The sequence below is a fragment of the Thermomonas sp. XSG genome (genome assembly GCF_014678725.1).
In the GTDB taxonomy this organism is placed as follows: domain Bacteria; phylum Pseudomonadota; class Gammaproteobacteria; order Xanthomonadales; family Xanthomonadaceae; genus Thermomonas.
The window spans coordinates 3,007,778-3,030,616 of the sequence record NZ_CP061497.1; the positions used below are offsets into that span (position 1 = coordinate 3,007,778).

Genomic DNA, 22,839 nt, shown 5'->3' on the forward strand with positions numbered 1-22,839 from the left:
TGGTTAAGTCGCCCCTACCGCGTCGCCGCGCAATGCGTCTTGCATTCAGTGTAAGGGGAATCCAGCGGAATGGGCGCGAACGGAGTCGGAAAATCGACGCGTGCGGAGTCACTGCCGTTGGAACGGCCTTCTGGCAGCTGTCATGGGGCGGGGAGACGCGGAAGAGGGTGGGCGGCCGCTACAGATCGCGCTGGGCGCGGCGCTCGGCGACGGCGCGCCGATGCTGCCGGAACACGTGGCGCTCAAGGGCTGCGCGGGTGGATTCGGGGAGGGGGCCGAATTGCAGCCACTGGCAGGGGGTTCCGTCCTCGCCCGGCGCACAGGCGATGACCTGGGCCGGCAGCACCAGCGGCTCCGGCAGCCAGGGCGTGGCCTGCATGCGGAACAGTCCGGTGCTGCCCTCCGTGCAGTCGCTGCTGGCCGGCATGCGGACGCCCTGCGCGGACCATTTCAGCTGCACGCGCGAATCGCCGTTTGCCTGCGTGTGCAGGCTGCCGACCAGGGTCAGGAGCAGGTCCAGTTTGGCCTCGATGCGCCGCAGCGCCAGCCCCTGCGTGCCTTCTTCTTCCTCGTTGCGGCTGTCCTCGATGACGGCGATCGCCGAAAGGTGGATCTCGGCGCGGGCGCAGGTGGTTTCCACCCAGGCCGGATCCAGCGTCTGCGGCAGGAACGCCGCGCGCTGGACGTCTTCACAAGCCAGCGCGTCGCCGAACAATGCAGCATCGGCGCGCTCGTGATTCATCCCATCGCCTGCAGGTAGGCGTTGGCGCTGCGCTGATGGCGCTGCAGCTGCTGCAGCTGGTCTGCGACGAAGTCGCGCCGCTGGCCCAGCTCCTCGAGCATTGCCTGATGAGCTTCCATCAGTTTCATCCATGCCTGGATCTGGCGCGGATCCAGCAGGGCGGCATCCACAGCGGTCAGGGCCTGCCGCACCGCGCGATCATGCGCATCCACCAGCGCCGCCGCCGCGTCCAGATCGGCCCGGCCCAGCGCTTCGCGCAGGGCATCGACCGGCAGGACAGGGGGCAGGTCGGCGGTGTAGTCGGTCACCTGCCGCGCTCCGGATCGATCTGCTGCCACGCAGCCTCGATGTCGGCGATCAGGCCGTCGACTTCCTGCACCACGGCCACATCGTTGTTCACGTTGGCCTCGGTCAGCCGGCGCTGGGAGTAGTCGTACAAGGCGGCGAGCCCGTCGGCGATTTCCCCCCCGGCGGCGTGGTCCAGCGAGCCGTCAAGCTGACCGATGATCAGGCTGGCCTCGCTGATGGCCTGGCCCTTGCGCGGCAGATCACCGATCTCGATGCAGGCGCTGGCGAGCCGCAGGCGTTCGCGGACCCCTGCCAGCATCAGGCTGACCAGACGGTGCGGCGAGGCATCCAGCACGGCGCTGCTGACTGCGGTCTGGCGATAGTGCTGGGCGGAGGTGCGTGCGTTCATGGGATTGGTCAGCGGCTGTTGAGGGCGCCCAGTTGCTGGGCGATATAGCTGGAGGTGCTCTGCATCTGCGCCATCATCGCGTCCAGCGCGGTGAACTGGCGGCGATATGAAGCTTCCAGGCGTTCCATGCGGGCGTCGAGGTCTGCCCGTTGCTGGGTGACCGTTTTCATGCGGGTGTCCAGGCTCTTGCCGCGATCGGCCAGCAGCCCTTGCGCGCCCACGTAGTTGTGCAGCATGTCGCGCATGTTCTTGCCAAGATCCGCATCCTCGCCGAGCAAGCTCTTCACCGCGCCCGGGTTGGCGGCGATCGCCGCATCGAATTTGCTGCCGTCCAGGCTGAGAGACCCATCCACCGCGGTCTTCAAACCCAGTGCATTGAGCTCGGCGTAGTTGCTGCCGATCGCGTTGCGCAGCGACGCGGTGATGGAGCGTGGCGCGGCGTCGCCGCTCAGCGGGCCGGCGGTTTTGCCCTCGCCACCGGCAGCGCTTTGTGTACGCAGGGCACCCAGCGCGGTGTTGTAGGCGCTGATGAAGCCGAGCATGGAAGCTTTCAGCGTGCTGGCGTCGGAACCCACGTCCAGCGTGAACGCCTCGCCGGGCTTGGCTTTGGTCAGGGTCAGAGTGATGCCGTCGACCAGATCGCTCAGGGTGTTCGAAGACGAGGTGCGGGTAATGCCATCCACATGCACCACGGCGTCTTGCGCTGCGGTCACCTCGGTCATGCCGCCGCCAGTCGTCAGTGCCGAAAGGCCGCCGTCGCCACCGTTTGCAGTGACGGTCAGGGCGCCGGCAGCGCCGGTCGTGCCCGAACTCAGCAACAGAACCTGGCCGGAGTTGCCGTTGACCAGGGTGGCGGTCACCCCTTTGCCCGCCGCTTGGCTGTTGATGGCGTCACGGATATCCGCAAGCGTGCCTTTGCCGGCATCGATGGTCACGTCGAAGGCGTCGCCGCTGCCCACCTGCAGGGTCAACGTGCCGTTGCCCACGTGAGAGCCGGCGGTGACCGCCGCGGACTGCAGCTTGTGTGCGGTGGCAAGCTTCTCCACGATGACGGAGTAGGTCCCCAAAGCGGCCGAGGTGCCGGCGCTGGCGGTGAAGCCCGCATCGGTAGTCACGGTCGCCTTGCGGCCGGGCAGGCCGCCGGTGCCATCCAGCTTCTTCAGCGAACTTTCGATTCCGGAGAGCGCCGCCTTGATCGAACCGAAAGCGGAAATCTGCGCCTTGGTGGAGGTCTCGATGGCGTTCAGCCGGTTGTCCGACGGCGCGCGTTCGGCCGCGACCAGCTGGCCAACCAGTTCAGTGACATTCAGACCCGAGCCGATGCCCGCGCTGGTAATGGTGGCCATCTTGCCTCCTCCGTGACGACCGCAGGCGCGGCGTCGTTGCTTGCCTGGAATTTAACGGCGGTACCCGCCAATCCTTGAATCATGCAATCTTCGAGCCATCGGAGGCATGACCATCGCGACCAGCGTTACACAGGCTGGATGGATCGGGCGTGAGCCGGCGCAGGATAGGGGTGGCTTGCGACCTTGCGCCGTTCATGCTTCCTGGTCAAGCAGGCCGCGGCCGGTGGCGGCCAATCGCCTTGCGACCGTCAGCGCGGCCTCGTCGGGGATCTGCACGATGGTTTCGCCGGTGTCGGAATCCACCACCGACACCACGATGCGGTTCGCGTCCTCGTCGACCCGAAAGCGCAGGTTTGTCTGCACGCGGGAATCCGCCAGCACCTGCTCGATCTGCTTTTGCAGTTCACTGGCGGTGGGCTTGCTGCGCGCCTGCGCGGCGGCCTGTTCGATCTGGGCCTCGCTGGCCTGGCGCGCAGCCTCCGGGGAGGGTGCGCTGGCAAGCGGACGCGACAAAGCCCCGGCGCCGGGCGTCGAGGCGGGAACGGCTCCGTTAGGCGGAGCGTTGATGGGCGCGATGCTGGACATGACGGCTCATCGAAGGGATTGGGGTAACTCTCCTGCAGTCCGGCCGGAGCCTGTCCTGCCGCAATAGGTGGTGCTGTTTGAAACAGGGACTTGCCGGCGGGAGGTGGGCCCCGACGCAACCCGCGTCGGGGCCTGCCTGTCATGCCGTCGTGCGATCCAAGGCTTAGCGCAGCAGACTCAGGACGCTCTGCGGGACCTGGTTGGCCTGGGCGAGCATGGCGGTGCCGGCCTGGTTCAGGATCTGGCTGCGGGTCAGCTCCGCGGTTTCCTTGGCGAAGTCGGTGTCGCGGATACGGCTGCGCGAGGCGCTCAGGTTTTCCGAGGTGGTGTTCAGGTTGCTGATCACCGAGCTGAAGCGGTTCTGGATCGCACCCAGTTCGGCGCGCGAGCTGTTCACCGCGGTCAGGGCCGAGTCCATGATCCCGATGGCCTTCTGTGCGCCGGCAAAGGTGGAGATGTTGACGTCGTCGACTTGCGAAGCCGTGGTGGCGGCGGTGACGGCGACGGTGAGACCGCTGTTGGTGATGGTGCCGCCCACATCAGTGGCAACGCCGGCCTTCAACGATTTCAGGGTCACGCCGTTGCTGCCGTTGGCTTCCGCATACACCCCGGTTTCATCCATCTTCTCATTGATGGTGGCGGCCAGTTTGGCCGCGCCAGCGGCATCAGCAGTTACAGTCACATCACCGATGGTCTTGCCGTTGATGGTGAGGCCGGACACATTGCCGGCAGTGACGGCAGCACCAGTGACGTCGGCCGCGAAGTTAGTGGCACCCAGCGCGCTGGTCTGCGCACTGGCGATGGAGTCGACGGTGATCAGCTGGCCGGCATTGGCGCCGACCTGGAAGGCCTGGCCGGCGAAGTTGCCGTCCAGCAGCTTGGTGCCGTTGAACTCGGTCTGGCTGGCCACACGCTGGATTTCCGCCTGCAGCTGGGTCACTTCCGCCTGCAGCGCGTCGCGGTCGGTGGACGAGTTGGTGGCGTTGGACGACTGCACCGCCAGCTCGCGGATGCGCTGCAGGTTGTTGCCGATCTCGGCCAGCGCGCCTTCGGCGGTCTGGGCCAGCGAGATGCCGTCGTTGGCGTTGCGGGCCGCCTGGTTCAGGCCGCGGATCTGGGTGGTGAAGCGCTCGGAAATCGCCAGGCCGGCGGCGTCGTCCTTGGCGCTGTTGATGCGCAGGCCAGAGGACAGGCGCTGGATCGTGGTGCCCAGGCTGGCGTTGTTCGCCGCGAGGTTGCGCTGAGAGTTCAGCGACATCACGTTGGTGTTGATGATGGACATTGCGTGTACTCCGGAAGGGGAGGGCCGGCGCGGCGGTCAGGCCGCGCCGATCAAGGCTTAGCGCAGCAGGCTCAGGACGCTCTGCGGGACCTGGTTGGCCTGGGCGAGCATGGCGGTGCCGGCCTGGTTGAGGATCTGGCTGCGGGTCAGTTCCGCGGTTTCCTTGGCGAAGTCGGTGTCGCGGATGCGGCTGCGCGAGGCGCTCAGGTTTTCCGAGGTGGTGTTCAGGTTGCTGATCACCGAGCTGAAGCGGTTCTGGATCGCACCCAGTTCGGCGCGCGAGCTGTTCACCGCGGTCAGGGCGTTGTCCATGATGGAAATCGCCTGCTGGGCGCCAGCAAAGCTGGAGATATCCACGTCGCTGGTGAACTTGGACGTTGCGGCGGTGGTCGCGTTGCCGAGGCCGTCACCAGCGTTGGAGCCGGCAACCACGATGCTGGCACCTTCCTTAATGGAAGTCAGCTCGATTTCATTGCTGGAGTTGAGGCTGGCCACCACATTCGTTTCACTCGTCTTGGCGTTAATCGCTTTCACGATCGCGGCGCCAGTGCTGGCAGCGCTGCCCTGCGCCGTCACGTTGTCGATCGCCACGGTGTTGATGGTGAGGCCACTAGTCGCCACGTCCGTCGCTGCTGCTGCACCGGTAACGCCGGCCAGCAAGGTGTCGCCCAGCGCGCTGGTCTGCGCACTGGCGATGTTGTCGACGGTGATCAGCTGGCCGGCATTGGCACCGACCTGGAAGGCCTGACCGGCGAAGTTGCCGTCCAGCAGCTTGGTGCCGTTGAACTCGGTCTGGCTGGCCACACGCTGGATTTCCGCCTGCAGCTGGGTCACTTCCGCCTGCAGCGCGTCGCGGTCGGTGGACGAGTTGGTGGCGTTGGACGACTGCACCGCCAGCTCGCGGATGCGCTGCAGGTTGTTGCCGATCTCGGCCAGCGCGCCTTCGGCGGTCTGGGCCAGCGAGATGCCGTCGTTGGCGTTGCGGGCCGCCTGGTTCAGGCCGCGGATCTGGGTGGTGAAGCGCTCGGAAATCGCCAGGCCGGCGGCGTCGTCCTTGGCGCTGTTGATGCGCAGGCCAGAGGACAGGCGCTGGATCGTGGTGCCCAGGCTGGCGTTGTTCGCCGCGAGGTTGCGCTGAGAGTTCAGCGACATCACGTTGGTGTTGATGATGGACATTGCGTGTACTCCGGAAGGGGAGGGCCGGCGCGGCGGTCAGGCCGCGCCGATCAAGGCTTAGCGCAGCAGGCTCAGGACGCTCTGCGGGACCTGGTTGGCCTGGGCGAGCATGGCGGTGCCGGCCTGGTTGAGGATCTGGCTGCGGGTCAGTTCCGCGGTTTCCTTGGCGAAGTCGGTGTCGCGGATGCGGCTGCGCGAGGCGCTCAGGTTTTCCGAGGTGGTGTTCAGGTTGCTGATCACCGAGCTGAAGCGGTTCTGGATCGCGCCCAGTTCGGCGCGCGAGCTGTTCACCGCGGTCAGGGCCGAATCCATGATGGAGATGGCCTTCTGGGCGCCAGCGAAGCTGGAGATGTCGACGCTGCTGACGTAGGTGGCATCGCCCGCGGCCAGTGCGGTGTTCGTGAAAGTGCCGCCCGCCAGCGTCGAGGTGATCTGGTCACCCACTTCGCCCGATTGCAGCGAGCTCATGGTCACGGTGCCGGTGGCGCTGTCGATCGACGCCACCACGCCGGCTTCGGCGGACTTGGCGTTGATCGCTGCAACAATTGCATTACCTGCGGCGTTGCGGCCCGCGAGCGTCGCCTCGGCTTGAGTTGCGTAGGTGTCATCCGCAATGAGGGGCACGTCGATCTGCGCGAAATTGGTGGTTTTTCCATTCGCAGTAACCGTGAAAGCCGCAATTGTTTGCGCTGCCACGCCATATGCACCGTCAGTGTCGCCGTCGGCTGATGCGTCAGCGCGCTGATACGTGGCATCCGCAAACAGCGTGGCACCCAGTGCACTGGTCTGCGCACTGGCGATGGAGTCGACGGTGATCAGCTGGCCGGCATTGGCGCCGACCTGGAAGGCCTGGCCGGCGAAGTTGCCGTCCAGCAGCTTGGTGCCGTTGAACTCGGTCTGGCTGGCCACACGCTGGATTTCCGCCTGCAGCTGGGTCACTTCCGCCTGCAGCGCGTCGCGGTCGGTGGACGAGTTGGTGGCGTTGGACGACTGCACCGCCAGCTCGCGGATGCGCTGCAGGTTGTTGCCGATCTCGGCCAGCGCGCCTTCGGCGGTCTGGGCCAGCGAGATGCCGTCGTTGGCGTTGCGGGCCGCCTGGTTCAGGCCGCGGATCTGGGTGGTGAAGCGCTCGGAAATCGCCAGGCCGGCGGCGTCGTCCTTGGCGCTGTTGATGCGCAGGCCAGAGGACAGGCGCTGGATCGTGGTGCCCAGGCTGGCGTTGTTCGCCGCGAGGTTGCGCTGAGAGTTCAGCGACATCACGTTGGTGTTGATGATGGACATTGCGTGTACTCCGGAAGGGGAGGGCCGGCGCGGCGGTCAGGCCGCGCCGATCAAGGCTTAGCGCAGCAGGCTCAGGACGCTCTGCGGGACCTGGTTGGCCTGGGCGAGCATGGCGGTGCCGGCCTGGTTGAGGATCTGGCTGCGGGTCAGTTCCGCGGTTTCCTTGGCGAAGTCGGTGTCGCGGATGCGGCTGCGCGAGGCGCTCAGGTTTTCCGAGGTGGTGTTCAGGTTGCTGATCACCGAGCTGAAGCGGTTCTGGATCGCACCCAGCTCGGCGCGCGAGCTGTTCACCGCGGTCAGGGCCTTGTCGGCGATCGAGATCGCACGCTGCGCACCGAGGAAGGTGGAGATGTTGAGGTCTTCGACTTGGGTGGCTGTGCCGGCCGAAGCGGCGGTCGTCGCTGCGGTGAGACCGCTGTTGGCCACAGTGCCGCCGACAACGGTATCGGTATCGGCTTTCAGCGCTTGCAGATTCACGGTGGCGCCATCGACGATGGCGAACACGCCGGTATCACCAGACCTCTTGTTGATTGCTGCTGCCAGCTTGGCCGCACCGGCGGCGTCAGCAGTGACGGTCACATCTTCGATTGTCTTGCCATTGATGGTCAGGCCCGACACGGTACCGGCAGTCAATGCAGCGCCATCGACGTCAGCTGCAAAGTTGCCGTTGCCGAGTGCGCTGGTCTGCGCGCTGGCGATGGAGTCGACGGTGATCAGCTGGCCGGCATTGGCGCCGACCTGGAAGGCCTGGCCGGCAAAGTTGCCGTCCAGCAGCTTGGTGCCGTTGAACTCGGTCTGGCTGGCCACGCGCTGGATTTCCGCCTGCAGCTGGGTCACTTCCGCCTGCAGCGCGTCGCGGTCGGTGGACGAGTTGGTGGCGTTGGACGACTGCACCGCCAGCTCGCGGATGCGCTGCAGGTTGTTGCCGATCTCGGCCATCGCGCCTTCGGCGGTCTGGGCCAGCGAGATGCCGTCGTTGGCGTTGCGGGCCGCCTGGTTCAGGCCGCGGATCTGGGTGGTGAAGCGCTCGGAAATGGCGAGGCCGGCGGCGTCATCCTTGGCGCTGTTGATGCGCATGCCCGAGGACAGGCGCTGGATCGTGGTGCCCAGGCTGGCGTTGTTCGCCGCGAGGTTGCGCTGAGAGTTCAGCGACATCACGTTGGTGTTGATGATGGACATTGCACTTGTCTCCTGGGTAAGCGAATCCGGCGCGGATCGGGGTTTGGCCGGTGGACCGCAGGGGTTCTTGCGCCGTTCGTTCGGCCCTGTCCTCTGCTGTCACCTGTAACGGCGCTGCGTTGGCTGGCTTGAGGGAGATGTTCGAATCTGTGGCGGGATTCGCAGAAATAAAAAAATTTCCGTGAACGCCCTAAAGATTCCCTCAAGCCTGTTTGCGCGGTGCAATCACTGGCCTGCAATGCGTTATCGGCCGCGTACCGGCAGGCTGTAGTCAAGTTCGGCAGAGGGTGTAGCTGGGTGCGTTCAGCGCGCAACTATCGCGCCGCACGCTGCCAGGCTTGGGCGCCGCCGCGCTACGCCCTGGAGGTGCCTGATGAAACGTTCGCACCACAGCGTGGCGTTGTCGTATTGGGCCTGGTCAGCCTGTTGATGGACACGTCCCCGGAGATGGTGCACAGCGTGTTGCCGCGGTGTGCCTGGTCAGCCTGCCGGGTGTAGCCGGGCCGGCCATGACCTGTGCCGCAGGTGCCGTCTTCTCCAGCTCGCGCTGCTCTGGCTGGCCGGGGTCACGCGCCGAGCGGGGGGTTCCGCCGCCCGACCACTGCGATCGCGCCGTGGGCGGGAATCAGGCCCGGTGGCTTCAGAGCTTGTTGAACAGCGACATGCCCTGCGTCTGCAGCATGGTCTTCTGCGCGGCTTCCAGCGCCAGCATCTGCATGTTGAGGCGGCTGATGGCTTCGGCCAGGTTGGTTTCGCGCAGGCTGGCCAGCGATTCCGACAGGGTGAGGCTCTGCAGGCTGCGGCCGTCGTCGGCGGTGTCGATGTCGTTCATGCGGGCGCCGACGCCGGAACGCAACGACAGCATGTGGCCCTGCGCGGTGGTGATGTCGCCGATGGCGCTGCCGAAGGCGTTGGCGCGACGGGCGTTGTCGGCCGGACTGCCGCCCGGAAGCATGAGTGCGTCGGCGAACGCCTGCAGGGTGGCGAATACATCCTGGTTGGGCGCGGTTTCCACGCTGAAAGTGTCGCCGGTAGCGGGGCTGCCGCTGATCCTGAACTCCACGCCGAGCCCTGACGATGGCGGTGGCACGGCGCTGCCGCTGGTCCAGCTGCCGGTCACTGGCGGCGCCAGCGGATTGCCGCCGGCGTCGACGATTTCGTAGGCATCGGGGGCGGTGAAGCGCAGGGTCAGGGTGTCGCCGTTCCAGGTGCTGGCGTCGGTGGCCTGCGCGCTGTTCAGCAGGCCGCTGCCGGTGTTGCCGGCGCCGGCGCTGCCGCGGGCGTAGCCGTCGCCGGTGCGCACGCGCAGGAACACCGCGCTGCCGGGGTCGCCGTCCTCGATGGCGACATCCGGCCCCACCTCCACCGCGTTGCGGCCGTCGTCGCCGTGGTAGATCACGCTGCCGGCGTTGTCGGTGAAAGGGATCACGCCATCGCGGGTGCCGGCGAACAGGCGTCGGCCGTTGCCGTCATCGCGGTTGGCGATGTCCAGCAGGTTGCGGCGCAGCTGCAGCACTTCGGTGGCGATGGCCTTGCGATCATCCGGCCCCAGCGCGCCGCTGTTGGCCTGGATGGCCAGTTCGCGGGCACGGGTGAGGCTGTCGTTGGCATCGACCAGCGCGTTTTCCTGCATGCGCAGGCGGTGGTCCACGCGCTGGGCATTGCTGCCGTACTGGGTCAGCGCGGCCTGCAGGTGGTCCAGGCGCTGGGCCGTGGCCATGCCCACGGGATCATCCTTGCCCTGGGTGAGCTTGACGCCGCTGCTGATCTGCTGCTGCAGGCGGCCGATTTCACTCTGCCGGCCGAGCAGGCTGTTCAGGCCTTGCATGTACAGGCTCTGGGTGGACAGGCGCAGGGTCATGGGGCCTCCTTCATGGCATCAGCGGCGCACGGCGCCAAGCAGTGCCTGGAACATGGTATCGGCAGTGGCGATCACCTGCGCAGCAGCTTGGTAGGCCTGCTGGTAACGCAGCATGTTGGTGGCTTCCTCGTCGAGGTTGACCCCGGAAACCGACTCGCGCTCGGCCAGGATCTGGTCGTCCATGACCTGTTGCGCATCGAGGTTTAGCTGGGCGTGGCGGGCGTCGCCGCCAACCCGGGCGGTCAGCTGCGACATGCCCGCGGTGACGTCGGTGCGGCCGCCGTTCAGTACGGCCTTGGCATCCACCGCTGCGAGCAAACGCGCGTTGGCGTTGTCGGAGGAGCGCGGGCCGGTGCGGCCGAGGTTGATTTCATCGCCGGCGGCGGGATTGCCCTTCAGGACCAGCGACCAGCCGCTGCCGGTGATGGTGTCGCCGGGCGCATAGGCGATCGGTGGACCGCCGTCGACGGTATAGGTATTGGCGTCGATGAAGCTGATGTTGGCGCTGGTGAAACCGGCGAACAGCGCCGGATCGGTCACGCTGGCGGTGCCGCCGCTGACGTTGCCGATGTTGCCGGCGTCCAGCCCGACCGTCATCGGCGCGGCGGCGGCGATCTGGCCGGGATCGGTCAGCGCCAGCTGGATACCGCCGGCGGCTGCGGCGGTGGGTTGCAACAGGAAGCGGTCGCCGGCCGTGGCCGCGCCCGACAGCACCAGGTTCACGCCATCGACCACGAACGGGTCCGCGCCGGTGCCCGTGCCGGTCATCGGCACCGCTTGGCCGGTATCGGCGCGGGCGGCGCTCCAGGCGGCGCCATCGAAGCGCAGCAACAGGTTGTTGCCGGTCAGCGCGCCAACGTCGGCAACGCTGGTGGCGAAGCTGGCGGTGGAGGCGGCGGCATTGCCGCTGTGCGGGTAGACCTTGGGATCGGGCAGGGTGAAGAAATCGGTGCCCGGATTGCCGGCGTAGTCCACGCCGCCGCGCTGGGTGGCGTTGAAGGTCTCTGCGAAGGCGGTGGCCAGGCGGCCGAGTTCGGCGCGCGCCGGGTCCAGCACGTTGCTGCGGAATTCCAGCAGCCCGCCGATGGCACCGGACACCGCCCCGGCTGGCAGGGGCACGGGGCCGGCCGGCGACTGCACGGCCAGCTGGGCGCGGTTGGCCTGATAGGGATCGGCGACGGTGGACAGCTGCATGGCGCGCGCGCCGAGCACCATCGGCTGCCCGCCGATGGTGAACACGTTCATCGCGCCGTCGTCCTGCAGCACGCCTTCGGTACCGACCAGCGCCGACAGTTGGCCCACGCGCAGGTCGCGCTGGTCCAGCAGGTCGGGCGAGGCGTTGTCGCCGGAAGCGATGATGTCGCGGTTGAGGTTGGCAATCTCGCCGGCCAGCTGGTTGGCGGCGGTGATGTTGTCCCTGAGGCTGGCCTCGACCTCGTTGCCGAGCTGGCCAAGGTGCCCGTCCAGCGAGCGCCAGCGCGTGGCCAGCTGGCCGCCGGTGGTCAGCATCTGGCTGCGCGCGGCGCTGGAGGTGGGGTCGGCCACCACGCCCTTGGCGGCACTGAAGAAGCTTGACCAGGACGTGGCCAGGCCGGTGGTGGGATCCGAAATCAGTTTGTCCACCCGCGACGACAACCCGGACATCTGGGTCAGGCGGCCCATTTCGCCTGCGCTGTCGAGCTGGCGCGCGTACACCAGGCCGTCGGCAAGCCGGCGCAGGTTGTCGACATCCACGCCTTGGCCGATGCTGATCCGCCCCGGTTGGCCCGCCCGCGCCTCGAACTCCACCCGCTGGCGGCTGTAGCCGGGGGTGGTGGCATTCGCCACGTTGTGGCCGACGGTGGACATCGCCCGCTGGAAGGCCAGCAGGGCGGATGCACCGGTTCCGAGTACGCCGCCAGTCGGCATCGTTTAGCCCTCCAGTCCGGCCAGCGCACGACGCATGGTAGCGCCGTCGGCAATCGCCACGATCTTGGCCGCGTAGGCCGGGTCGGTGGCGTAGCCGGCGCGCTGCAGCGCCTTCGCGAAATGATGGACGTCGCCGCCGGTGCCGCGCGCTTCGCTGTAGCGCTGGTTCTTCAGCAGGCGGGTGTAGTCGGCGAAACTGTCGGCCGGGCTGCCGTAGCTGCGGAAGGCAGCGCGTTCGCTGACCCGCTGGCCATTGACGTATTCATGGGTGGCGGCATCGACCTTGCCGCCGCGCCAGCTGCCGGTGGCCTTGATGCCGAACAGGTTGTGCGAGGTGACGCCTTCGCGCCCGGCCAGCCGACGGCCCCAGCCGGTTTCCAGCGCCGCCTGCGCCACCAGCGCCTTGGCTGGCACGCCCAGTTCCGCGGCGGCCTTGCGCGCATGCGGCCAGACCGAGCGGGCGAAGGCTTCGGGACTGCTGCAGTCCAGCGGCGCGTTCTCATCGCAGGTGTCGACCGCGGTGGCCAGCGGCGGGCGCGGCGGCATCGCCATCGCCTGCAGGGAGGTGCCGCTGCTGGCCGGTGCCAGCGTCAACGAACTGCCACGCAGGCCCGCCGGCAAGGGCAGCCCGGAGGGGGTGTCGGCGGCAGGCAGCGCCAGCGGCGCATTCGGCTGTCGCAGCGGCAGCCCGCCGAGGGGCGACTCCGGTGTGGTGGTGCTGCCGGACAGCTGGCGCGCGATCATCGGCTGCAGGCCCAGCCCGCGGCCCTTGGTCAATTCCTTCGCCAGCGCCTGGTCGTACATGTCGCGGTAGCTGTTGTCGCCACCGAACGGATCGCCCGGGGTCGCGCTGCGCATGCTCTTGATCAGCATCTGCGCGAACTGGCTCTCCAGGCCGCGCGCGGCTTCCTCCACGCGGGCGCGCGGGGTCGCCTCGGGACGTTGCAGGGGGAAGGCGGTGGCGACGGGCAGGCGCATGTCAGGATGGATGCAAAGGGCATGCCATCGGGATCAGATCACTTCCAGCTCGGCACGCAGCGCACCGGCCTGCTTGAGTGCTTCCAGGATGGCCACGATGTCGCCCGGCGCCGCGCCGACCGCGTTCACCGCGCGCACGATCTCCTCCAGCGAGGTGCCGCCCTTGAACATCACCATGTGGCTGCCCTGCACGTCGGCACTGACGCTGGACTGCGGCGCCACCACGGTGCTGCCGCGGCCGAACGGCTCCGGCTGGCTGACCTGGGTGGCTTCGCTGATGGTGACGGTGAGCGAGCCGTGCGCCACCGCGGCCGGCAGCACGCTGACCTGGCCGCCCATCACCACGGTGCCGGAGCGGGCGTTGACGATGACCTTGGCGGCGGCGGTGCCGGGATCCACGTCCAGGGATTCCAGTGCGGCTAGGAAGCTGATCCGGTCGCCCGGCGGCGGTGCGATTTCGATGGTGACGCCGTCCAGTGCGCGGGCGCTGCCGGCGCCGAAGCTGCGGTTCACCGCCGAGACAATGCGCGAGGCGGTGGTGAAGTCGGCTTCGTGCAGGTTCAGCACGACCTTGTCGCTGGCGTTGGAAGACGGCACCGAGCGTTCGACGATGGCGCCGGACGGAATCCGGCCACCGTTGGGGGCGTTGACCGAAATGCGCGAGCCGTCGCGGCCGGAAGCGCCGAAGCCGCTGACCACCAGGCTGCCCTGGGCAATCGCGTAGACCTCGCCGTCGGCGCCCTTGAGCTGGGTCATCAACAGGCTGCCGCCGCGCAGCGAACCGGCGTTGCCGATCGAGGATACGGTCACGTCGATCGGCTGGCCCGGCTTGGCGAACGCCGGCAGTTCGGCGTGCACGGCCACCGCGGCCACGTTCTTGAGCTGCGGATTGACGTTGGGCGGGATCGAAACGCCCAGCTGGTCCAGCATGGTGCGCAGGCTCTGCACGGTGAAGGGGGTCTGGCTGGTGCGGTCGCCGCTGCCGTCCAGCCCCACCACCAGGCCGTAGCCGATCAAGGGGTTGCCGCGCACGCCGGCCACCTGCGCCAGATCCTTGACGCGCTCGGCCTGTGCGGGCGGCGCCAGCGCCAGGGTGCACAGCAGGGCGGCCAACGCGGTTGCGATACGTTTCATCGTCGGCGGCCTCAGTACGGGAACAGCGCGGAGTTGAAGAAGCGGCCCAGCCAGCCAATCGCGTTGGAGCGGGCGAGGGTGCCGCGGCCGCCATAGACGATGCGGGCGTCGGCCACGCGGTCGGAGGTCACGCGGTTGTCGGAGCCGATGTCGGCGCGGCGGACGATGCCCTGCACCTGCACCAGCTCGTCGCCCTGGTTCAGGCGCAGCTGCTTGTCGCCGCGCACCAGCAGGTTGCCGTTGCCGAGGTCCTGCACCACTCGCACGGTCAGCTGGCCTTGCAGCTGGTTGCTCTGCGCGCTGTTGCCGTTGCCGGCGAAGTCGCGCCCGCCTTCCACCGATGCCGACAGCAGGGACTTGCCGTTCAGCGTGACCTGCTGGCCGGCGAGGGTCGGCGCCGCCATGTCGACGCCGGTCTTCTTGGTGATGGCGGTATTGGCCTTGGTGGTGGCGCTGGTGCTTTCCACCAGCACGATGGTCAGCAGGTCGCCGATGTCGCTGGCCTTGTTGTCCTGGAACAGCCGCATCGGCTTGCCGCTGCGGCCGGCGTAGATCGAGCCGCCGCCGTCGCCCGGACCGGGCGCGGCGCGCACCGGCTGTGGCGCCGGTTCCGCGTACTGCGCGACCGGGGCGTCGAACGGACGCACGTCGCCCTGCAACCGGTTGGCCGTGGCGCAGGCCGACAGGCCGGCAACGGCGGCAGCCAGCGTGGCGGTGCGGGCGAGGAGGGCGGCGCGGCTCATGGCGGTACTCACACGTTGTTGTTCAGGAACGCCAGCATCTGGTCGGTGGTGGAGATCGCCTTGGCGTTGGTTTCGTAGGCGCGCTGGGTCTCGATCATCGACACCAGCTCTTCCACCACGTTGACGTTGGACGCTTCCAGCGCGCCCTGGATCAGCCGGCCAAGGCCGCCGGTGCCGGGGCCGCCGGTCTGCGCCGGGCCGCTGGCGCCGGTTTCGGCGAACAGGTTCTCGCCCAGCGCCTGCAGGCCGGCCGGGTTGACGAAATCGGCCAGGGTCAGCGCGCCGATCTGCACCGGCTGCGCCTGACCGGCCAGTTGCACGCTGACCGTGCCGTCGGCGCCGATGGTCACGCTCTGCGCGCCCTCCGGCAGCTGCAGGCCGGGCTGCACCGGGTAGCCTTCGTTGGTCACCACTTCGCCCTGCGCATTGATCTGGAAGCTGCCGTCGCGGGTGTAGGCGGAGCTGCCGTCGGGCATCAGCACTTCGAAGAAGCCGCGGCCGTTGATGGCGGTGTCCAGCGCGTTGCCGGTCTGGTTCAGGCTGCCCTGCACGAACTGCTTGGCGGTGGCCGCCACCCGCACGCCGGTGCCGATCTGCAGGCCGGTGGGCAGCTGGGTCTGTTCCGACGTGGCGCCGCCGGGCTGGCGGATGGTCTGGTACAGCAGGTCTTCGAAGCTGGCGCGGTCGCGCTTGAAGCCGGTGGTGTTGGTATTGGCGAGATTGTTGGAGATCACCGCCATCTTGGTCTGCTGGGCATCGAGGCCGGTCTTGGCGATCCACAGGGACTGGGTCATGGCGTTGGTCCTTTCAGTTCAATTCGGGGTTGCAAGGCGTCGGCGTCAGCGCATCGATACCAGCGAAGCGCTGGCGCGCGCGTTCTCGTCTGCACGTTGCAAGAGCTGTACCTGCATTTCGAACTTGCGTGCCAGTTCGATCATCGACACCAGCGCGTCGGCGGGACGGACGTTGCTGTCCTCCAGCGTGCCGGAGGTCAGCGAGGCGCCCGTGGCGGGCTGCGCGGTGACGCCGGCGCGCGGACGCATCAGGCCGTCGTCGCCGCGCTCGAGGTCGGTGGTCTTGGCGGAAACGAGCTGCAGCCGGCCGGCCTCGGCGATGGTCGAGGGCGGCTGGCCCAGCGGGACGGTCGAGATGGTGCCGTCGGCGGCGATCTCCAGGCTCTGGCTGGGCGGGATCGCCAGCGGCGCCCCGTCGGCGCCCAGTACCAGCTGGCCGTTGGCGGTGGACAGCAGGCCATTGGCATTGATGGTCAGGTCGCCGGCGCGGGTGTAGGCAGTGGCGCCGTTACCGTCCTGCACCGCCAGCCAGCGCTCCTGGTGCAGGGCGATGTCGAGCGGGTTGCCGGTCTGCCGGATCGCGCCCATGCGCGCGTCGATGCCCAGCGTGCGCGCCTCCGTGGCCACCCGCGAGGGATAGCCCGGCCCTTCGATGGGCTTGGCCGAGGTGGCTTCCAGCGTGGCCTGGAAACCCACCCGGTCTGCATTGGCGAGGTTGTTGGCCACGGTGGCCTGGCCGCGCAGCATTGCGCTGGCGCCGGTCATCGCAACGTAGAGGGCTCGGTCGGTCATGGCAGCCTCCGGTCGCCCCCGCGCTGGCGGGGGCGGGGCGGTTCATCAGCGGATGTTGATCACCGTCTGGGTGATCTGGTCCTGGGTCTGGATCATCTGCGCGTTGGCCTGGAAGTTGCGCTGCGAGGTGATCATGTTCACCAGTTGCTCGGTCAGGTCCACGTTGGAGGCTTCGAGGCCACCGCCCTGGATCATGCCGAAGTCGGCGGTGCTGGCCTGGCCGCGGCGCGGCTCGCCGGAGTTGTAGGTCTCGGCCCACACGTTGTCGCCCAGCGACTGCAGCCCCTGCGGGTTGACGAAGTTGGTCATCGCCACCTGGCCCAGCGGCTGTACCACGCCGTTGGTGTAGCGTGCCGACACCACGCCTTCCGGAGACGTCTCCACGCCGGTCAGGCGGCCGGTGGTATGGCCGTCCTGGGTCAGTCCCAGCACGCTGAACTTGTCGCCGTACTGGGTGGAGCGGCCCAGGTCCAGCACCATGTTGAGCGCCGCCGAACCATTGGTGGTGGCATAGGCGGGCAGGGCGATCTGGCCCGGCGACGGCGAAGTCAGCGCACCGGTATCCGAATATTGCAGGGTCTGCGGGCCGCCGACCGCGTTGCCGTCGACAAGGGTATGCACCTGCCACTCGTTCGGGTTGGCGGTCTTGACGAAATACAGCGACTGGCTGTGCGCGGCGCCCAGCGAGTCGTACACCGTCACCGCGGTGGTGTGGTTGTAGCTGAGCGGGTCCAGCGGGTCGAACGGGGCGACCGTAGGGGCGGTGGCGGCGGCCGGCAGGTTGGTTTCCACGGTGACGTTGCCGGTGGCGGCCGGCGGGGCATCGCCGGTGGGCAGCTGCAGGTCGCCCATGCGGCCGGTGTCGAAACCGCCGGCGGCATTGGGCTGGAACACCTGCAGGCGATGCCCGGACGGATTCACCACGAAGCCCTCGCGGTCGGCGCCGAAGTTGCCGGCGCGGGAATAGACCGTGGCGCCGTTGCTGGAGAGGGTGAAGAAGCCCTGGCCGGAGATCGCCATGTCCAGCGCACGGCCGGTGAAGTCGATGTTGCCCTGGCTGAACTGCTGCGCCACCGTCTGCAATCGCGAGCCCGCACCCGTGGCCACGTTGGACAGGCCGTAGGCGGAGACTGCGAACAGATCACCGAACTCCGCGCGGGACTGCTTGAAGCCCGTGGTGTTGACGTTGGCGATGTTGTTCGAGGTGATGTTCAGGTCCTGGCTGGCGGCGTTCATGCCGCTGACGGAGATGCGAAAGCTCATGGTGCGCTCCTTGGGAAGGGTTGGACGGTGGTCAGCCGATGCGACGGACGGAGGACAGCGGCATGCTGCCGAGGCCCGCAAGGTTCAGGACCAGCCCGGTCGGCTCGATCGAGACGCTGTCGATGCGCGCGGCCATCCGCACGCCCAACGCTTCGCTCGAGTCGCCGCTGCCGCTGCTGGCGCGGAAGGTGTAGGTGCCGGCGGGCAGCGCGTTGCCATCGCCGTCCTTGCCGTCCCAGGCGAACTGCACGGGTCCGGCACCGGCGGCTTCGACGCTGATCCGGCGCACGACCTGACCGCCGGCCCCGACCACCTCCAGCTGGACTGGGCCGGAATGGGTAGCGACGATCTCGCCGTTGGCGCCTGCGCCTTCGGCCAGCTTCACCTTGTCCACTTCCACCAGCGCGTCGCGGCCGACCAGGCTGGCGGCGCGCAGCGACTGGTCGTTCTCCATCACGCTGGCCATGGCGGACATCGCCTGCTGCATGTTCTCGATGCCCTGCACCGTTGAGAACTGCGCCAGCTGGCCGAGGAACTCGTTGCCCTTGAGCGGGTTCAACGGGTCCTGGTTCTTCATCTGCTCGGTCATGAGGCGCAGGAAATCGGCCTGGCCCATGCCGTCGGTCTTGCTCTTGCTGGCAGTCGGGAAGGCGTACTGCGCATAGGCGCTGTCGCTGCCCGCTGAGGGATTCACGGTGCTCATGTTCAGCGGCCCATGTTGAGGGTGGCGACGGCCAATTCCTTGGCGCTGTTGAAGACCTCCACGTTGGCCTGGTAGCTGCGCGAGGCGGAGATCATGTCCACCATCTGCGCCACCGGATCCACGTCGGGGGCATAGACATAGCCCTGCGGGTCGGCCAGCGGGTTGCCCGGGTCGTAGCGGCGAATCGGCGCGGCGTCGCTTTCGCGCACCTCCAGCACCTGCACCCCGGCCAGCGCCGGGTCCGCAGCTACCGGTTCGGCGGAAAACACCGGCTGCTTGGCGCGGTAGGCGCCCTCGGCGGTGCCTGCCACCGTATTGGCGTTGGCCAGGTTGCTGGCTACGGTGCTCAGGCGCACTGACTGCGCCTGCATGGCGGAGCCGGCGACGTCGAAGATCGGCAGATTGCTCATGGCGCGTCCCCTTACTGGCCGGTGATGGCGGTGAGCATGGTTCTCACCTTGGATTCGACGAAGGCCATGGAGGCGCGGTATTCCAGCGCGGCCTGCGCGTAGGTGGCCTGCTCGCGCTGGGTGTCCACGGTATTGCCGTCCATGCTGGGCTGGACGCCGGGGCGTGCGTAGGTGGCCCCGCTGGCGGCAGCCTGCAGCGCATCGACGTTCTCGCGGGAAGCTGGCAACAACGCAGCCTGCAGGGCGGTATTGAAGTCGAGGTCTCGCGCCTGGAAGCCGGGGGTATCGGCATTGGCCAGGTTGGAGGCGAGCACCTGCAATCGCTGCTCGCGCAGCGCCAGTGCAGTGCCGTGGATGCCAAGGAAATCGCTCATGCGCCCCTCCGAAGGGGTTTGTCCGCATGAGTCAATGCAACGCGTGTGCCATCGCCGTAATCGGGGCGATGGCAGGCGTCAGTCCGTCAGAAGTTAATCATTCAAATACAATTACTTGAGAGACATTCATCAGGAAACAGCGGAAAGCCTGCTCGCGATCCGGTCTGCCAATTCCTGCTGCGAGTACTTGGGCACGAAGTCGTCTGCGCCCACCCGCTCGACCATTGCATGGTTGAACACGCCGGACAGCGAGGTGTGCAGGAGCACGTACAGGCCGCTCAAGGCGGGGTCGCGACGGATTTCCGACGTCAGCGTGTAGCCGTCCATCGCCGGCATCTCGATATCGGAGATCACCATGCCGTAGCGCTGCACCGGGTCCTGCCCGGAGGCGACCAGCTGCTTGAGGTGGTCCAGCGCCTGGCGGCCATCGGACAGCTGGGTGCAGCCCACCCCGAGCTGGTCGAGCACGTGGCGGATCTGGTTGCGCGCCACCCGGGAGTCGTCCACCACCAACACCTCGCGGCTGCCGGCGTGGGCGATCGGGGCGATCTCGATCTTGCCGGCCGGTGGCGGCAGGGCTTCGGCCAGCACGCTTTCCACGTCCACCAGCTGGATCAGTTCGTCGTGGTAGCGGGTCACGCCGGTCAGGTAGTGCGGGTCGTTGCCCAGCTCCGGCGGCGGCTGCACATCCTCCACCGCGATGTTGACGATCCGGTCCACCGCCGACACCAGGAAGCCCTGCACGGTGCGGTTGAACTCGGTGACCACCAGATAATTGGCCGGCCCCTCGGCAGGCTGGCCGATGGCACTGGCCAGATCCAGCACCGGCACGCTGCGGCCACGGATGTCGGCGGCGCCGAGGAAGCCGGCCGGCAGCTGCGGCATGGTGAACAGCGCCGGGCGCGGCAGCACTTCCTGCACCTTGAATACGTTCACGCCAAAAAGCTGACGCCCTCCCAGCCTGAACAGCAGCAGGGCAAGGCGGTTGTGGCCGGCCAGGCGGATGCGTTGGTCGATGCGGTCGAGCAGTTGATTGCGTTGCATGACGCCGTTGTCGGCCCGGATCGTCCGGGCTTGAGTCCGGCACGCTTCTTGCGTCCACTCCGGCGAATGCCGTGCTCACGAGAAACCCCGATGGATCGTCCCCGCAAGTTCCTGGCTTGCCTGCTGCTGGCGACCGCCCTGCCCGCAGCAACCGCCGCGGCGCAGGAGGCGCAGCCGCTGCAGCCCATCCGCGACGCCGCGCTGGCGGCGCTGCAGGCGGATGCGACCACGCAGGCGATGGTCGCCCCGGGCCTGCGTCTGCCAGCCTGCCGGCAGCCACTGGCGGCCACCGCCAGCAGCCCCACCGTGGCAGACGTGCGCTGCCCGGACAGCCCCGGTTGGCGGCTGTTCGTGCCGTTGCGCCAGGGCGCGCAGGCGCGCACGGCGCGGGGGACTGAAGAAATCGCGGAATCGGCCGTCATGGTCAAGCGTGGTGACCCGGTCGTGCTGCGTGCCAGTTTCGGCGGGACCGAGGTCCGGATGGGCGGCCGGGCGCTGGGGCAGGCCCGTGCGGGAGGCATCCTGAACGTCGAGAATGACAGCTCGCACCGGATCATCCGCGGCCGTCTGGCAGCTGACGGGTCGGTGGAGGTGGTCAATTGATGTTTTTTGCGATATTCCCCTAAAGTCGCACGTTGGCCTGCCGATACAGATTGCGAACCCTGACCGGAGTCACATTCCCATGACCACGAAAATCGAAGGCGGCCTGCCGGCGAAGCCCGTGGAGGCTTCGGTTGTCAGTGATTCCGGCCCGGTTCGCGCCGGCGGCGCGCGAGACGCGGCGGTCGTCGCGGCGCCGCCCGCGGACAGCCTGCGCCTGACCGGGGAAGCGGTGGGCCTGAAGGCGATGGCACGCGACCTTGCCACCCCCGCCAAGCTGGACATGGCGCGGATCAAGGAAATCCGCAGCGCCATCGACTCCGGCACCTACGAGATCCATCCGCAGGAAATCGCCACCCGGTTGCTGGCGCTGGAACGCGAGCTGCTGGGGTGAGCCTGGCCGTGCATCCGCTGGACGCGCTCGAGTCGGCCCTGCAGGCCGAACGTCGCGCCCTGCTGGAGCACGACGTGGATGCGCTGCTGCGCTCCACCCAGGCCAAGCTGGAGGCTCTGGCCGACGCCGAGCGCACCGCCGGCGCCGAGGACATGGCGCGGGTCTCTGAACTGCACGAACTCAACCGCGCCAACGCGGTGCTGCTTGCGCGCCGCCGCCGCGAGGTGGCGTGGACGCTGCGGCACCTCGGCCGCAGCGAGGCCAGCGGCGTCTACAACGGCGCCGGGTATGCCAGCGCGCAGACCCAATCCAGGTGGCTGGGGAGCGGATGAACATGGACGCCGCGCCGTCCCCCCTGTGGAGTGACGACGCCATCTGGGCTGCGAGCACGGTGCGGTTCCCCGTGCTGTTCCTTGACGGCAGCCGCAGGTTGCACGCCGCCAATCCGGCGGCCTCGGCGCTGGCGGAGAAGCTGGTGCCGGGCAGCGGTCCGGAATCGCTGGTGGCGATGATGTCCGATCAGGACTGGGCCGAAACGGTCCGGAGCGGGCATTGGCATGGCGCAGTGCGCCCGCCGGCGGCATCGCCGTTGGCCCTGGAGATCCATTGCGGCCACGCCCCGCACAGTGACCACTGCTTCATGGTGGTGCTGGACATCAGCGAACGCGATGAGCGACGGCGGCAGTACGAGGAGTTGCAGCGCACCGTCGACCGCCTGGCCAGCACCCAGGAGCAGTTGCTGCAGTCGGAGAAGATGGCCTCGATCGGCCAGCTTGCCGCCGGTGTCGCCCACGAAATCAACAACCCGATCGGCTACGTGGGCTCCAACCTCGGCACGCTGCAGGATTATTCGACGGCCCTGCTTGCGCTGGTACAGAAGTACCACGAGGCGCTGTTCTCGGAAGACCCGGTCGCGCGCCGCGAGGAGCTGTTGCAGGCGCGCCAGCGTCTGGACATCGACTACATCGTCGGCGACCTGCCGAACCTGCTGAAGGAATCACGCGAAGGCATCGAGCGCGTGACCAAGATCGTGCAGGACCTGAAGGACTTCTCGCGCGTTGGGCGCGATCAGCAGATGCAGCCGGCGGACCTGCTGCAGGGGCTCGACTCCACCCTCAACATCGTCTGGAACGACCTCAAGTACAAGATCCGGCTGGAAAAGCACTACGGCAGCCTGCCGCAAGTGGAATGCCTGGCGTCCGAAATCAACCAGGTGTTCCTGAACCTGCTGCTCAATGCCGGCCAGGCCATCGAACAGCGCGGCACCATCGAGCTGGCCAGCGGTTGCGACGGGCAGGAAGCCTGGATCAGCATCACCGACAGCGGCTGCGGCATCCCGCCGGAGGCCCTGCCGCACCTGTTCGACCCGTTCTTCACCACCAAGCCCATCGGTCGCGGCACCGGGCTGGGGCTGGCGATCTCCTACGGCATCGTCGCCAAGCACCATGGCCGCATCGACGTGTCCAGCCGGGTGGGGCAGGGCAGCACCTTCCGCGTGGTGCTGCCGATTCGCCAGCCGCGCGAAGAGGCGCCGGCGACGGACTGAGGTCAAC

Annotated in this window: 25 protein-coding genes; 4 read left to right on the forward strand and 21 right to left on the reverse strand. The window is 67.9% G+C overall.

Annotated elements, in window-relative coordinates; translation table 11 throughout:
- Positions 1–178: 178 nt before the first annotated feature.
- The 21 genes from ICG51_RS14100 to ICG51_RS14200 form a co-directional block, all read right to left on the reverse strand.
- Positions 179–742, reverse strand: coding sequence for a PilZ domain-containing protein (locus ICG51_RS14100; RefSeq protein WP_190280942.1), 564 nt, complete (start codon positions 740–742; stop codon positions 179–181).
- Entirely contained in the window at positions 739–1,050 is a 312-nt protein-coding gene (locus ICG51_RS14105) for a hypothetical protein (protein WP_190280943.1), read from the reverse strand. Before ICG51_RS14105 ends, ICG51_RS14100 begins: the two co-directional genes overlap by 4 nt.
- Entirely contained in the window at positions 1,047–1,439 is a 393-nt protein-coding gene (fliS, locus tag ICG51_RS14110) for a flagellar export chaperone FliS (protein ID WP_190280944.1), read from the reverse strand. The genes ICG51_RS14105 and fliS overlap by 4 nt, the downstream gene beginning before the upstream one ends.
- Positions 1,440–1,447: 8 nt before the next feature.
- Positions 1,448–2,785, reverse strand: a complete 1,338-nt coding sequence (fliD, locus tag ICG51_RS14115) for a flagellar filament capping protein FliD (RefSeq protein ID WP_190280945.1) — start codon at positions 2,783–2,785, stop codon at positions 1,448–1,450.
- 192 nt (positions 2,786–2,977) lie between these two features.
- Positions 2,978–3,370 carry a flagellar protein FlaG gene (locus tag ICG51_RS14120; protein WP_190280946.1) on the reverse strand — a complete coding sequence of 131 codons (393 nt, stop codon included), beginning with the start codon at positions 3,368–3,370 and terminating at the stop codon, positions 2,978–2,980.
- A 163-nt stretch (positions 3,371–3,533) separates the two neighbouring features.
- Positions 3,534–4,652, reverse strand: coding sequence for a flagellin (locus tag ICG51_RS14125; protein ID WP_190280947.1), 1,119 nt, complete (start codon positions 4,650–4,652; stop codon positions 3,534–3,536).
- Positions 4,653–4,709: 57 nt separating this feature from the next.
- Positions 4,710–5,828 carry a flagellin gene (locus ICG51_RS14130; RefSeq protein ID WP_190280948.1) on the reverse strand — a complete coding sequence of 373 codons (1,119 nt, stop codon included), beginning with the start codon at positions 5,826–5,828 and terminating at the stop codon, positions 4,710–4,712.
- Positions 5,829–5,885: 57 nt separating this feature from the next.
- Positions 5,886–7,109: a flagellin gene (locus ICG51_RS14135; protein WP_190280949.1), complete on the reverse strand. Its 1,224-nt coding sequence runs from the start codon at positions 7,107–7,109 to the stop codon at positions 5,886–5,888.
- A gap of 57 nt (positions 7,110–7,166) precedes the next feature.
- Positions 7,167–8,288 (reverse strand): flagellin, encoded by a 1,122-nt coding sequence (locus ICG51_RS14140; RefSeq protein ID WP_190280950.1) that lies wholly within the window; start codon positions 8,286–8,288, stop codon positions 7,167–7,169.
- A 640-nt stretch (positions 8,289–8,928) separates the two neighbouring features.
- The gene (gene flgL / locus ICG51_RS14145) at positions 8,929–10,149 is read right to left on the reverse strand and encodes a flagellar hook-associated protein FlgL (protein WP_190280951.1); all 1,221 of its coding nucleotides are present in this window, start codon (positions 10,147–10,149) and stop codon (positions 8,929–8,931) included.
- A gap of 18 nt (positions 10,150–10,167) precedes the next feature.
- Positions 10,168–12,057, reverse strand: coding sequence for a flagellar hook-associated protein FlgK (gene flgK / locus ICG51_RS14150; RefSeq protein WP_190280952.1), 1,890 nt, complete (start codon positions 12,055–12,057; stop codon positions 10,168–10,170).
- 3 nt (positions 12,058–12,060) lie between these two features.
- Positions 12,061–13,035, reverse strand: a complete 975-nt coding sequence (gene flgJ, locus ICG51_RS14155; protein WP_190280953.1) for a flagellar assembly peptidoglycan hydrolase FlgJ — start codon at positions 13,033–13,035, stop codon at positions 12,061–12,063.
- A 33-nt stretch (positions 13,036–13,068) separates the two neighbouring features.
- Positions 13,069–14,169, reverse strand: coding sequence for a flagellar basal body P-ring protein FlgI (locus ICG51_RS14160; protein ID WP_190280954.1), 1,101 nt, complete (start codon positions 14,167–14,169; stop codon positions 13,069–13,071).
- 11 nt (positions 14,170–14,180) lie between these two features.
- Positions 14,181–14,912, reverse strand: coding sequence for a flagellar basal body L-ring protein FlgH (gene flgH / locus ICG51_RS14165; protein ID WP_190280955.1), 732 nt, complete (start codon positions 14,910–14,912; stop codon positions 14,181–14,183).
- Between the two features lie 8 nt (positions 14,913–14,920).
- Positions 14,921–15,706, reverse strand: a complete 786-nt coding sequence (flgG, locus tag ICG51_RS14170; protein ID WP_190280956.1) for a flagellar basal-body rod protein FlgG — start codon at positions 15,704–15,706, stop codon at positions 14,921–14,923.
- Between the two features lie 45 nt (positions 15,707–15,751).
- Positions 15,752–16,498 carry a flagellar basal body rod protein FlgF gene (locus ICG51_RS14175; protein ID WP_190280957.1) on the reverse strand — a complete coding sequence of 249 codons (747 nt, stop codon included), beginning with the start codon at positions 16,496–16,498 and terminating at the stop codon, positions 15,752–15,754.
- Between the two features lie 45 nt (positions 16,499–16,543).
- On the reverse strand, positions 16,544–17,761 hold the full coding sequence (flgE, locus tag ICG51_RS14180) for a flagellar hook protein FlgE (protein ID WP_190280958.1): 1,218 nt from the start codon (positions 17,759–17,761) through the stop codon (positions 16,544–16,546).
- Between the two features lie 31 nt (positions 17,762–17,792).
- Positions 17,793–18,464 carry a flagellar hook assembly protein FlgD gene (locus ICG51_RS14185; RefSeq protein WP_190280959.1) on the reverse strand — a complete coding sequence of 224 codons (672 nt, stop codon included), beginning with the start codon at positions 18,462–18,464 and terminating at the stop codon, positions 17,793–17,795.
- A 2-nt stretch (positions 18,465–18,466) separates the two neighbouring features.
- On the reverse strand, positions 18,467–18,874 hold the full coding sequence (gene flgC, locus ICG51_RS14190; RefSeq protein ID WP_190280960.1) for a flagellar basal body rod protein FlgC: 408 nt from the start codon (positions 18,872–18,874) through the stop codon (positions 18,467–18,469).
- 11 nt (positions 18,875–18,885) lie between these two features.
- Positions 18,886–19,248: a flagellar basal body rod protein FlgB gene (gene flgB / locus ICG51_RS14195; RefSeq protein ID WP_190280961.1), complete on the reverse strand. Its 363-nt coding sequence runs from the start codon at positions 19,246–19,248 to the stop codon at positions 18,886–18,888.
- Between the two features lie 129 nt (positions 19,249–19,377).
- Positions 19,378–20,292, reverse strand: coding sequence for a chemotaxis protein (locus ICG51_RS14200; RefSeq protein ID WP_190280962.1), 915 nt, complete (start codon positions 20,290–20,292; stop codon positions 19,378–19,380).
- Positions 20,293–20,382: 90 nt separating this feature from the next.
- On the opposite strand from ICG51_RS14200, the gene ICG51_RS14205 reads away from it, so the two are divergent.
- From ICG51_RS14205 to ICG51_RS14220, 4 genes are all read left to right on the forward strand, one after another.
- Complete coding sequence (locus ICG51_RS14205; protein WP_190280963.1) at positions 20,383–20,895, forward strand: flagella basal body P-ring formation protein FlgA; 513 nt, start codon at positions 20,383–20,385, stop codon at positions 20,893–20,895.
- A 79-nt stretch (positions 20,896–20,974) separates the two neighbouring features.
- Positions 20,975–21,286 (forward strand): flagellar biosynthesis anti-sigma factor FlgM, encoded by a 312-nt coding sequence (gene flgM / locus ICG51_RS14210; RefSeq protein ID WP_190280964.1) that lies wholly within the window; start codon positions 20,975–20,977, stop codon positions 21,284–21,286.
- The gene (locus ICG51_RS14215; protein ID WP_190280965.1) at positions 21,283–21,618 is read left to right on the forward strand and encodes a flagellar protein FlgN; all 336 of its coding nucleotides are present in this window, start codon (positions 21,283–21,285) and stop codon (positions 21,616–21,618) included. Before flgM ends, ICG51_RS14215 begins: the two co-directional genes overlap by 4 nt.
- Positions 21,615–22,832: an ATP-binding protein gene (locus ICG51_RS14220; RefSeq protein ID WP_223809473.1), complete on the forward strand. Its 1,218-nt coding sequence runs from the start codon at positions 21,615–21,617 to the stop codon at positions 22,830–22,832. The genes ICG51_RS14215 and ICG51_RS14220 overlap by 4 nt, the downstream gene beginning before the upstream one ends.
- The last annotated feature ends 7 nt before the right edge of the window (positions 22,833–22,839 follow it).